This window comes from Amycolatopsis sp. NPDC003861, from assembly GCF_053605405.1.
In genome coordinates, this window is record NZ_JBSGJD010000287.1 from 1 (window position 1) to 11,276 (window position 11,276).

The window sequence follows — 11,276 nt, forward strand, 5'->3', positions numbered from 1 at the left end:
TCGGCGGCTGGGGCGTGTCGTCCGACGGCAAGGGCGGCATCACCCGGCCCAAGGCGTCCGGGCACCGGCTGGCTCTCGAACGCGCCTACGACCGCGCGGGCTACGGCGTCGAGACCGTCTCCTACTTCGAGGGCCACGGCACCGGCACCGCGCTGGGCGACGAAACCGAGATCGAGGCGCTGTCCACGGCCCGCCGCGACGCCGACCCGCTGGCCAAGCAGGCCGCGCTCTCGACGATCAAGGGCAACATCGGCCACACCAAGGCCGCTGCCGGCGTCGCCGGCCTGATCAAGGCGACGCTGGCGGTGTACCACCAGGTCATCCCGCCCGCGACCGGACACCACACCCCGCACGAGTCGCTCACCGGCTCCTCGGCGCGGATGTACGTCCCGCGCGAGGCGACGCTGTGGCCGGAGGACCAGCCGGTCCGTGCCGGTGTCTCCGCAATGGGCTTCGGCGGCATCAACTCCCACGTCACGGTCACCGAGGCGCCGACCGCACCCCGGCGCCGGGAGCTCGACGAGCGGGCCCGTTCGCTGGTCGCCGGCCGCCAGGACGCCGAGCTGCTGCTGTTCGACGCCGACGACCTCGCCACCCTGCGCGGGAACATCGCCGCGGTGCTGGAAACCGTGCCGAAGCTGTCGTTCGCGGAGCTGACCGACCTCGCCGGCACGCTGGCGAAGGACCTGTCGGGCAAGCCGGTGCGCGCCGCGGTCGTCGCGGCCAACCCCGAGCACGCCGAGCGGAAGCTGACCAAGCTGCTCGAACAGCTCGAGTCGGGTGACTCGGTCTTCGACAGCGCCGACGGCATCTTCGCCGGCAGCCGCGGCTCCGCGCCGAAGATCGGCTACCTGTTCCCCGGCCAGGGTTCCGGCCGCGGTGGCGACGGGGCGCTGCGCCGCCGGTTCGCCGTGGCGGACGAGATCCACCGCGCCGCCGCGCTGCCCATCACCGGCGACCAGGTCGCCACCGAGGTGGCGCAGCCCCGGATCGTCACCGGTTCGCTGGCCGCGCTGCGGGTGCTGCGCTCGTTCGGCATCGAGGCGGCGACGGCCACCGGCCACAGCCTCGGCGAGCTGACCGCGCTGCACTGGGGCGGCGCGCTCGACGAGCGGGCGCTGCTGAAGCTCGCCACGATCCGCGGCAAGGTGATGGCCACGACCGTGGGCGACGGCACCGGCGCGATGGCGAGCATCGCCGCTTCGCCCGGCCGGGTCGAGGAGCTGGGCCTGGGCGACGACGTCGTCATCGCCGGGTACAACGCACCCGAGCAGACGGTGATCTCCGGGCCGGCCGGGGCGATCGACCGGATCGTCGCCCGGGCGAAGGCCCAGGGGGTCACCGCGACCCGCGTCAAGGTCTCGCACGCCTTCCACTCGCCGGCGGTCGAGCCGGCCGCGAACGCCATGACCGAGCGGCTCGGCGAGTTCGCTTTCGCGCGGCTGGAGCGGCCGGTCGTCTCGACCGTCAGCGGGGACGTGCTGCACGCCGCGGAGGACCTGCCCGGGCTGCTGCGCGACCAGATCGTGCTGCCGGTCCGCTTCCGTGAGGCCGCCGCCAAGGTGGCCGAGCGCAGCGACCTGGTGGTCGAGGTCGGGCCCGGCCGGGTGCTGACCGGGCTGTTCGAGGAGATCGAGCCGGAGACCCCGGTGCTCGCGATCGACACGGACAACGCGTCGCTGCAGGCCCTGCTGCGGGTCGTGGGCGCGGCGTTCGCGCTCGGCGCGCAGATCTCGGTGGACGCGCTGTTCGAAGGCCGGATCGTCCGCGCCCTGCCCGCCGACGGCCAGTTCACCTTCCTGGCCAGCCCGTGCGAGGCGGGGGCGTCGATCGACAGCGAGCTGGCCGCCGAGCTGGCCGCGGAGAAGGCGGAGGCCGCCGCCTCGGACGCCGAGGCGTCCGACGCGGACACCGGTTCGACGCTGGACCTGCTGCGCAAGTTCGCCGCCGAGCGCGTCGAGCTGCCCTTGGAGGCGGTCACCGCCGACACGCACCCGCTCGACGACCTGCACCTGTCGTCGATCACGGTCGGGCAGCTGGTCAACGACGTCACCCGGGCGCTGGGCCGCCCCGCGCTGGAAGGCATGCCGAACTTCGCGACGGTGTGCCTCGGCGACCTCGCCGAGATGATCGACGAGCTGGCGCAGACGGCGAAACCGGCCGACACCGCCACCGGCGAGGCCCCCGGCGTGGGTCCGTGGGTCCGGCCGTTCGCGGTCGAGTACGTGCCCGCGCCGCGGCCCGCCGCGGACCTCACGTCGGGGGCGGGGAACGCCGAATGGCAGGTCTTCGCGACGCCGCGCCACCCGCTGGCCGAACCGCTGAAGGCCGCGCTCGCGCGGTCCGGCGCCGGGGACGGCGTGCTGCTCTGCCTGCCGGCGGACTGCGACGCCAGCCACGTCGGCCTGTTCCTCGAAGCCGGCCGCGCGGTCATGGCCGCCCCCAACGGCACGCGGTTCGTGGTCGTCCACCACGGCTACGGGGCGGCCGGCCTGGCCAGGACCCTGCGCCTGGAGGACCCGTCGGCGAAGACGACGATCATCGACCTCGCCGACCCGGAGCCGTCCACTGTGGACGCGATCGCGTCGGCCGTGACGACGGTGATGGCCGAGGTCGCCGCGACCACGGACTTCACCGAAGCGCGCTACGGCGCCGACGGCGGGCGCACGGTGCCTCGGCTGTCCGCGCTGCCCGCCCCGAAGCCCGGCCCGCTGCGCGACTCGCTGGACGCGACCGACGTCCTGCTCGTCACCGGCGGCGGCAAGGGCATCACGGCGGAGAGCGCGCTGGCGCTCGCCAAGGATTCCGGGGCGCGGCTGGCCCTGCTCGGGCGCAGCGACCCGGAGTCCGACAGCGAGCTGGCGGAGAACCTCGACCGCATGGAGGCGGTGGGCATCCGCTACCGCTACGAGCGCGCCGACGTCACCAGCGCCCCGCAGGTGGCTGCGGCGGTCGCCCGGATGGAGGCCGAACTCGGCCCGGTCACCGCGATCCTGCACGGCGCGGGCCGCAACGAGCCGGCTGCCCTCTTCAGCCTGACCGAGGACAGCTTCCGCAAGACCCTCGCCCCGAAGATCGGCGGCCTCAACGCGGTGCTTGCCGCGGTCGACCAGGACCGGATCAAGCTCCTGGTCACCTTCGGCAGCATCATCGGCCGGGCCGGCCTGCGCGGTGAAGCGCACTACGCCACGGCGAACGACTGGATGACCGAGCTGACCCTGCGCTTCGGCCAGGAACACCCGAAGGCCCGGGCGATCGCACTGGAGTGGTCGGTCTGGTCGGGCACCGGCATGGGCGAAAAGCTCGGCGTGGTCAGCGCCCTGATGCGCGACGGCATCACGCCGATCCCGACCGAGGAGGGCATCGCCGTCCTCCGCCGGGTGCTGGCCGACCCGGCCGCGCCGCCGGTGCTGGTGGTCTGCGGTCGCACGGCGGGCCTGCCCACGCTGCCGATCCGGAAGCGGGAGCTGCCGCTGACCCGGTTCGTCGACCGCGCGATCGTGCACTACCCGGGTGTCGAGCTGATCACCGAGGCGGACCTGTCCGACGGGGCCGACCCGTACCTGACCGACCACCTGCTCGACGGGCAGCTGCTGTTCCCGGCGGTGCTCGGCATGGAGGCGATGACGCAGGCCGCGGCGGCGACGCTGGACCGCACCGGCACCCCGGTGCTCTCCGACGTCGAGTTCCTCCGGCCGATCATCGTCTCGCCCGGCGGGTCGACCACGATCCGGCTGGCCACGCTGGCCCGCGACGCCGACACCGTGGACGTCGTCATCCGCAGTGACGAGACCGGCTTCAGCGCCGACCACTTCCGGGCCCGGCTGAGCTTCGCCCGGCCGGCCGAGCTGGGGGAGAAGGCCGCCCGCGATGTCGCGCTGCCGCCGGTTCCGGTGGAGCCGATCAGCGAGCTGTACGGCTCGGTGCTGTTCCAGGGCAAGCGGTTCCAGCGCGTCCTCGGCTACCGGCGGGCGAGCGCCCGGCACGCGGTCGCCGAGATCGCGACCACCGCGGACTTCTCGTGGTTCGCGCCCTTCCTGCCGCAGGAACGGCTGTTGGCCGACCCCGGCACGCGGGACGCGATGATGCACGCGATCCAGTGCTGCGTCCCCGACGCGACGCTGCTGCCGCAGGGCATCGAGAAGCTGTACCTGGCCGAGCCGGGCCGTCAGCACGACGAGTACGTCCTGCTGGACGCGAAGGAACGCTTCCAGGACGGCGACAGCTACGTCTACGACCTGGACGTGCGCAACCCCGACGGGACGCTGGTCGAGCGCTGGGAAGGCCTGAAGCTGCGCGCGGTCCGCAAGCGCGACGGCGCCGGGCCGTGGGTCCCCTCGATGCTGGGGTCCTATGTGGAGCGTTCCTGTGAGCGCCTGCTCGGCGGGACGCGGTCGGTGGTGCTCGAGCCGGACCCGGCCGGGCGCCCGGCCGGGGGCGTCGCCGAGCGGAGGGCGCAGACGGCGCTCGCCGCGGGCCGGGCGCTCGACCGGCCGGTCGAGATCCGGTACCGCCCCGACGGCAAGCCGGAGTGCGACGGCGGGGTCCACATCACCGCGTCGCACACCGCACAGCTGACCCTCGCGGTCGCCGGCACCAGCCCGGTGGCCTGCGACATCGAGACGGCGATCGAGCGCAGCGAAGAGGACTGGGCCGGGCTGCTCGGCGAAGAACTCCTCACCCTCGGCCGGCTGCTGGCCGCCGACACCGGCGAACCGATCAGCGTGGCCAACACCCGGGTGTGGAGTGCGCTGGAGTGCGTGCGCAAGACCGGGTCGATGACCCAGGCGCTGACCGTGCGCCAGGTCGACGCCGACGGGTGGGCGCTGCTCGCTTCCGGGAACGCCCGGATCGCCACCTGGTCGACCACCGTCAACGACCGGACCGCCCCGATCGTCTTCGCCGTGCTCCAGGCAGAGGGGAACTGAGATGTCCGACTACTACGAGATCCGCCACACGGTCGGCTTCGAAGAGACCAACCTGGTGGGCAACGTCTACTACGTGAACTACGTGCGCTGGCAGGGCCGGTGCCGGGAGATGTTCCTGAAGGAGAAGGCGCCCGCGGTGCTCGAAGAGGTCCGCCACGACCTCAAGCTGTTCACCCTCAAGGTGGAGTGCGAGTTCTTCGCCGAGATCACCGCGTTCGACGAGCTGTCCATCCGGATGCGGCTGGAGGAACTCACCTCGACGCAGGTGCAGTTCGCCTTCGACTACGTCCACCTCACCACCGACGGCGAGGAGCGGCTCGTGGCGCGGGGTCGGCAGCGGATCGCCTGCATGCGCGGGCCGAACACGGCCACCGTGCCGTCCCGGGTCCCCGAGCAGCTGCGCGAAGCTCTGGCGCCCTACGCGACGGCCGCGGTCAACGGCAAGGGAGTCTGACGTGGGCCACGACGCAGAGCCTTCCGAGGGGGCTCCCGCGCTCAAACGGCTGCGGACGTCACGCGCCCGCAGTGGCCTCTCCGTCCAGCCGGGCCTGCGGCAGGTGATGGCCCAGTTCGCGACCGGGGTGACGGTGCTGACGGCGGGCGGGGAAGACACGCACGGCATGACCGCCAACGCGTTCTCGTCGGTGTCGCTGGAACCGCCGATGGTGCTGTGCTGCGTGTCCAAGGCGGCCCGGATGCACACCGCGATCGTCACCGCGGGCTCGTTCGGGGTCAACATCCTCGCGGCCGAGCAGCAGGAGCTGTCGAAGTACTTCGCCGACTGGCGCCGTCCCGACGGGATCGCCCAGTTCGACGCGGTCGGCTACACGGCGGGCGAGCTGACCGGCGCGCCGCTGCTCCACGGCGCGCTGGCGTGGCTCGAATGCGAGCTCGCCCAGGTGGTGGCGGGTGGTGACCACTCGATCTTCCTCGGCCGGGTGGTCGCCACCAGCCGCGGCGAAGGCGAACACGCGCTCGTCTTCTACGGCGGCGGCTACCACCGGATCGACGGGCGGGCCCGCGCGGCCTGAGGGAGGCGAACGTCATGCTGATCGCGGTCACCGGCGGCACCGGCTTCCTCGGGACCCACGCGGTCGCGGCCCTGCTGCGGCGGGGGCACCGGGTGCGGCTGCTCGCCCGCGACCCCGCCCGGACCGCGCCGTCCACTGTGGACGTCGTGACCGGCGACGTCACGGACCCCGCCGCCGTCGCCCGGCTGGTCGACGGTGCGGACGCGCTGCTGCACGCGGCGGGCGTCTACACCTTCGACAGCCGGCGCCGGGCCGAGCTGTGGCGGGTGAACGCGGGCGGCACCGAAGTCGTGCTCGCCGCCGCACGCCGGGCGGGCACCGGGCGGATCGTGCACGTCTCCACCGTCGGGGCGCTGTACCCGGCGGCCGGGCCGGCGATCGGGGCGGCGAGCCCGGTCGGCACCCCACGGGAGGCCTACCTCGCCTCGAAGGCCGAGGCCGAGCGGATCGCCCGCGCGCACCGCGCCGACGGCGTCCCGGTCACCGTCACCCACCCGCCGGCGCTGCTCGGACCGCACGACCCGCACCTGGGCGACCAGAACGCGCGGCTGCGGGACCTGCTGCGCGGGCTGATGCCGATCTGGCCGTCGGGCGGGCTGCCGATCGGCGACGTCCGCGACTCGGCGGAACTGCACGCGCGGCTGTTCGACGGCGTGCCCGGCGACGGGTACTTCGGGCCGGGCCACTTCCTGACCACCCGCGAGTACCTCGCCGTGGTCCGGGCCGCGACCGGGCGGCGCCTGCCGGCGGCGTTCCTCCCGGCGCGGGCGATGTTCCCGGTCGGCCGGGGTGCCGACCTGCTGCAGCGCGGCTGGCCGTGGCACATCCCGGCCGAGTACGGCGCGCTCTACGTCTGCGCCTCCGCCGTGCCCGTCGCCGCGGACGCACCCGGGGCCGGCGTTCCGGCGCGGCCGGTGGCCCGCACCGTGCGCGACACGGTCGCCTGGTTGCACGCGACCGGACGCCTCACCGACCGGCAGGCCGGCGCGGCCGCCCTGCCCACTGTGCCCATGACGACGACAGCGGTCCCGGCCGAGCCGGGACCGTCCCGACCGAGGAGGGTCCTGCCATGACCGCCAGCGACGCCATCGAGCCCATCCGGCCCGGCTCCGACACGGCCCCGACGGCCTTGACGGACGTGCCGGACGGCTGGCAGGCCCGGCCGATGCCCCGGTTGGGGCGGGGCATCGTCTGGTCCGACCTCGTCGCCGAGATCGAGCACGACTACGAGGTCCGGCTGCGGGATGCCGCGTGAGCGGAAGTCACCGCGCGGACGCCGCGGTGAGGCACTCGCCCTCGCGCTGAACCGCTGCCGTCGAACCGCCTCGGCCACTCGACGGCCGGTATCCCGGGATGCGGCGAGATTCGTCCGATTCGTGAGCTTTCCGGGTCGGGCGGGAGAACGGTGGAAACGCCATGACAGCTCCGGCGTTGCCGGCCGGGAAGGGCCGGGCCGACGGAAAGCCGGCCGAACCGAGCGGCCGGTTCCCGCGCGCGGACTCGCCGCGGGAACCGGCCGCGCCGGCCGAGCGGGAGTACCTGCGTGAGCACATCGTTCTCGGTTACCGCTGAACGTCCCGCGGCCGGGCGGGTGCCGCGTCACGGGCGCGCGCCTGCCGGTCCGGCGCACGCACAGAGATGACGCGGTCACCGCGAGGGCGGGACACTGGAACCTCACCGGGGCCGGAGTGCGGGGCGGGACTCGCCGTGCGCGCCCGGCGCCCGGCCGAAGTTCGGTTGGGAGGCCGGTGGATGGCGATGCGCCTCCAGCTCACCGCGGGAGTGCAGGTGCTCGGGGACTGGGCCGAGTCGGCGACACAGGCCGAACGGAATGTCGTCTACGAAGCATTGTTCGCCGTGGGCGACGGGTCGGCTTTCCTGGTCTACGACATTTTCGGCGACCCGTACGATCCCGGTAATTTCATGATTATGGTGAAACCGGGTCTGGTGCTGAAAATAATGGTGCAGCGGGCGGAATCCGCATTCGAAATTCGTTATGTCGGCCGGCTGCAGGACGGTGTCGACGCTCCGGCCGGCCCGGGCTTGCCGGGGCAGTGAGCACTGGCCGCGAGATGACGTTGAGGCTTACTCCGGCCAGGCTGCCGCGGCTCGGCCCCATGACGGTTCGTGACCGGGGTGGTCGGGCGACGGCCGACGGCTGAATGAGCGGCACTGCGCCGAACGGGGTAAGCCGTCGCCCGGATGGCGTACGCTCCCGGTGGGCGCAATGCAATGCATGCCGCGGACGGGTATTCCTCATCTTGACAATGTCTCTTGTGGTATGAAAACCTCGTCGTGTTCGCCGTTGCGGCCGTTATTTTCTGGGGTGAATAACGAGGAGGCTTCGTCATGTCGTCGCCCGAATTGCCAGGACTCGATGTTTCCAGCCGGGTTCGCGCCCGGGACATTCAGATGACCGGCGTGGCCGATGTCGGCCGCCGGGTCCTCATGATCACCGGCGCGATCGACACCACCGATCACGACGTTTCGGTGAGTGTCAGCCTTCCGGAGCCGGGGCGCTGGCAGGTCATCAAGGCCGAGACCAACCTGACCGACCGGACGTGGGTCGCCATGCAGGCGGTGCTGGACGAGGACTCGGTGTTCATCGACGACGCCGCGCTGATGTCGCCCCAGTTCGCGAAGAGCTTCATGACGCCCGACCAGCGGCGGCTGACCTTCTACGACGGTGAGGTCCGGCCGGGCGAGGCCGTGCTCAAGACGTACTCGATGGAAACCGGCGGCAGCAAGCCGACGTACTTCTCCTCCCGGTACAGCCCGCTCGCCACCGACAGCGCCGAGCGGTCGCAGCAGACGCTCGAAGAACTGGTCACCAACGGGATGCGGCAGCGACCGGTGGTCGAGCTGATCGTGCCCATCACGGTGATCGGCTGAACCGGCGCGGTCTCGGGCGTGAGGGGAATTCGTGATCAAGTTCGTCCCGGAACCGCACCTGCTGGACTCACCCCGCGGGCGTGACTGGCCGCGGTTGCCCGCCCCGCCGGCCGCGGACCGCGGCACCCGGCCGGCCGCGACCGCGGAGGTCGTCGTCGTCGGGGCGGGGCCGGCCGGCCTCGCCGTGACGTCGGCGCTGTGGCACCACGGCGTCCGCGACGTCGTGGTGATCGACCGTGACGGCCGCCCGTGCGGGCGGTTCTTCGACCGGATCGACCGGCTCGGCCAGCGCGTTCTCCGTTCGCCCTACGAGCACCACCCCGGTGTCGAGGGCTACCGCGACTGCGAGCTGGTCGACTTCGCCCGGCTGCACTGGGCGCGGCTGACCCCGGTCGAACGCCGGGAGATCCGGATGTCGCAGGCCGGCCACCGGTCCGTCGTGCCGGTGGACGTCTTCGAGGCCTACTGCGCGCACCTGGCGGCGAGCCACCACGTCACCGAGAAGACGTGGCGGGGTGTGGTCCGCGAAGTGCTGCCCTCCGCCGACGCGGTCACGGTGCATGCCGACACCTTCACCGTCACCGCCCGCCACGTCGTGCTCTGCCTCGGCGAGGAACGGCGCCCGGCCCCGGATTCGTGGTGGGGCGGCGGCCCGCCACCTCCCGGGGTCTCGTACTGGGACGAGTCCGTGCCCGACAGCGGACGGCAGATCGTCGTCGGCGCCGGGCTGACCGCCGCGCACCTGATCGGCAACGCGCTTTCGGCCGGGCGGGAGGTGCACTGGGTGCTGCGCGACCCCGGCGAGCGGTACCAGTGCGCCGACGTCAACTCGACGTTCTTCCGCCCGGAGGGCCGCAAGCGGTTCGACAGCGTCGGCTGGGCCGACCGGCTCGCCCTGATGAACCAGTTCCGCCGGGCGTCGATCATGTTCGAGTTCCAGCCGTTGCTCCGGCAAGCCGAAGCGGACGGCCGGCTGGTCGTCCACCGCGGCGAAACCGTGGCCCGGATCGCGACCGGCGTCGGCGGGACGGTGACGGTGCGCCTCGCGAGCGGCCGCCGGATCGTCGCCGACCACGCCGTCCTGGCGCTGGGCACGGCACCGTCGATCGGCGACGGCCTGCTGCCCGCCGAACTGGTCGGCGAGCGCGACGGATGGCCGGCCCTGGACGAGCGCACCCTGGTCTTCGAGCGCGCCCCCCGCGTTTCGGCGGTCGGCGCCGCCACGGCGATGGTCCTCGGCCCGGCGGCCCGGAACATCGACGGGCACCGCGTGGCGACGACCCGGGCGGCCGCGGCCATCGCGGCCGCCGTCCGCGAGGAAAGCCCCGTCCGGACGCTCCGGGAGGCTGTCGGTGTCTGAGCCCGCCGACAGCCGGTTCGCCCTGCCCGACGACAGCCGGTTCGCCCTGCCCGACGTCGACGCGCCCGCCGACGTCGAGGTCGGCATCATCCTGCTCGGTCTCGACCCCGACCGCCTGCTCGGCGGGCTGGGCCTGGCGCGGATCGCCGACGATCCGGCGCTGGTCACCCAGCTGGTCGACCAGGTGCGCCACGGGGGCAGCAGTTTCGACCTGCCGGGCCTGGTCGCCCTCGGCCGGGCCCATTGGCGTTCGGTGCGCAGCGCCCTCGACGAGCCGGCGGCGGACACCCCGGGCTCGCTCCGCCAGGAGTGGGTCAAGACCGCCGCGCGCGTCGCCGCCGTCGCGCCGGGCGCGGGGCCCGCTTCGATCGCGTACCTGACCGCGTGCGTGCTGCGCCGCGCGGACGTCGACCCCCGCGCCGACGCACCATCGAACGGAAAGGACCCGCGATGTCCTACCTGAAGTCCCTGCCGGCCGAGACGACCCTGCTCCAGGTGTTCCAGGCCTATCCCGAGCCGGCCCGGCACCTGCTGGCCTTCCACGAGCTGGTGCTGCGCGGCGAGTCCCCGTTCACGCCGGGCGAGCGTGAGCTGATCGCGGCCTACGTGTCCGGCCTGAACAGCTGCGACTACTGCCACGGCATCCACACCGTCACCGCCGAGGCGTTCGGCATCCCGGAGGGCACGCTGGCGGCGGCACTCGCCGACCTCGAGTCCGCCCCGGTGGACGCCCGCCTCAAGCCGGTGCTCGCCTACGTGGGCAAGCTGACGAGGACGCCGTCGAAAATGACCGAAGCGGACGCCGAAGCGGTCTTCGCGGCCGGCTGGGACGAGCGCGCACTCCACGACGCGGTCCTGGTCTGCGCCCTGTTCAACTTCATGAACCGGATGGTCGAGGGACTCGGTATCCGCGCCGCCGAGGGCTACACGACGACCTCGGGCGAGAGGCTGAAGAACGCGGGCTACGCGGGTCTGGCGGAGTTGCTCGACGCCCCGGCCTGACCGGGCGCGGGCCGGGCTCACGAGCCGCCCCCCCCCCCGCCCCCCGCACATACGAACACCACA

11 protein-coding genes are annotated in these 11,276 nt (G+C 73.1%); all 11 read left to right on the plus strand.

Annotated features, from left to right (window positions below):
• On the plus strand, positions 1-4,928 hold a 4,928-nt coding region (locus tag ACWEVN_RS41645), incomplete at its 5' end, for an SDR family NAD(P)-dependent oxidoreductase (RefSeq protein WP_452054952.1).
• Between the two features lies 1 nt (position 4,929).
• Positions 4,930-5,382 (plus strand): acyl-CoA thioesterase, encoded by a 453-nt coding sequence (locus ACWEVN_RS41650; protein WP_378198168.1) that lies wholly within the window; start codon positions 4,930-4,932, stop codon positions 5,380-5,382.
• Between the two features lies 1 nt (position 5,383).
• A complete protein-coding gene (locus tag ACWEVN_RS41655; protein WP_449685908.1) occupies positions 5,384-5,959 on the plus strand; it encodes a flavin reductase family protein in 576 nt (191 codons plus the stop codon).
• Positions 5,960-5,973: 14 nt separating this feature from the next.
• Positions 5,974-7,032 (plus strand): NAD-dependent epimerase/dehydratase family protein, encoded by a 1,059-nt coding sequence (locus ACWEVN_RS41660; protein WP_452054953.1) that lies wholly within the window; start codon positions 5,974-5,976, stop codon positions 7,030-7,032.
• Positions 7,029-7,214: a DUF6222 family protein gene (locus ACWEVN_RS41665; protein ID WP_449685906.1), complete on the plus strand. Its 186-nt coding sequence runs from the start codon at positions 7,029-7,031 to the stop codon at positions 7,212-7,214. Before ACWEVN_RS41660 ends, ACWEVN_RS41665 begins: the two co-directional genes overlap by 4 nt.
• A 161-nt stretch (positions 7,215-7,375) precedes the next feature.
• Positions 7,376-7,531, plus strand: a complete 156-nt coding sequence (locus ACWEVN_RS41670) for a hypothetical protein (RefSeq protein WP_449685905.1) — start codon at positions 7,376-7,378, stop codon at positions 7,529-7,531.
• Positions 7,532-7,711: 180 nt separating this feature from the next.
• On the plus strand, positions 7,712-8,017 hold the full coding sequence (locus tag ACWEVN_RS41675; protein ID WP_452054954.1) for a DUF6235 family protein: 306 nt from the start codon (positions 7,712-7,714) through the stop codon (positions 8,015-8,017).
• Between the two features lie 354 nt (positions 8,018-8,371).
• Positions 8,372-8,851 carry a DUF6423 family protein gene (locus ACWEVN_RS41680; protein WP_310972665.1) on the plus strand — a complete coding sequence of 160 codons (480 nt, stop codon included), beginning with the start codon at positions 8,372-8,374 and terminating at the stop codon, positions 8,849-8,851.
• Positions 8,852-8,882: 31 nt separating this feature from the next.
• Positions 8,883-10,211 carry an NAD(P)-binding protein gene (locus tag ACWEVN_RS41685; protein WP_449685903.1) on the plus strand — a complete coding sequence of 443 codons (1,329 nt, stop codon included), beginning with the start codon at positions 8,883-8,885 and terminating at the stop codon, positions 10,209-10,211.
• The gene (locus ACWEVN_RS41690; RefSeq protein ID WP_452054955.1) at positions 10,204-10,674 is read left to right on the plus strand and encodes a DUF6187 family protein; all 471 of its coding nucleotides are present in this window, start codon (positions 10,204-10,206) and stop codon (positions 10,672-10,674) included. Before ACWEVN_RS41685 ends, ACWEVN_RS41690 begins: the two co-directional genes overlap by 8 nt.
• Entirely contained in the window at positions 10,662-11,213 is a 552-nt protein-coding gene (locus tag ACWEVN_RS41695) for a carboxymuconolactone decarboxylase family protein (RefSeq protein ID WP_452054956.1), read from the plus strand. The genes ACWEVN_RS41690 and ACWEVN_RS41695 overlap by 13 nt, the downstream gene beginning before the upstream one ends.
• The last annotated feature ends 63 nt before the right edge of the window (positions 11,214-11,276 follow it).

What these genes read in the sequence shown, in the direction of transcription:
- ACWEVN_RS41695 (WP_452054956.1), top strand. Translation starts at nt 10,662, where the DNA reads ATGTCCTACCTGAAGTCCCTGCCGGCCGAGACGACCCTGCTCCAGGTG.
- ACWEVN_RS41680 (WP_310972665.1), top strand. Translation starts at nt 8,372, where the DNA reads ATGACCGGCGTGGCCGATGTCGGCCGCCGGGTCCTCATGATCACCGGC.
- ACWEVN_RS41650 (WP_378198168.1), top strand. Translation starts at nt 4,930, where the DNA reads ATGTCCGACTACTACGAGATCCGCCACACGGTCGGCTTCGAAGAGACC.
- ACWEVN_RS41660 (WP_452054953.1), top strand. Translation starts at nt 5,974, where the DNA reads ATGCTGATCGCGGTCACCGGCGGCACCGGCTTCCTCGGGACCCACGCG.
- ACWEVN_RS41670 (WP_449685905.1), top strand. Translation starts at nt 7,376, where the DNA reads ATGACAGCTCCGGCGTTGCCGGCCGGGAAGGGCCGGGCCGACGGAAAG.
- ACWEVN_RS41665 (WP_449685906.1), top strand. Translation starts at nt 7,029, where the DNA reads ATGACCGCCAGCGACGCCATCGAGCCCATCCGGCCCGGCTCCGACACG.
- ACWEVN_RS41675 (WP_452054954.1), top strand. Translation starts at nt 7,712, where the DNA reads ATGGCGATGCGCCTCCAGCTCACCGCGGGAGTGCAGGTGCTCGGGGAC.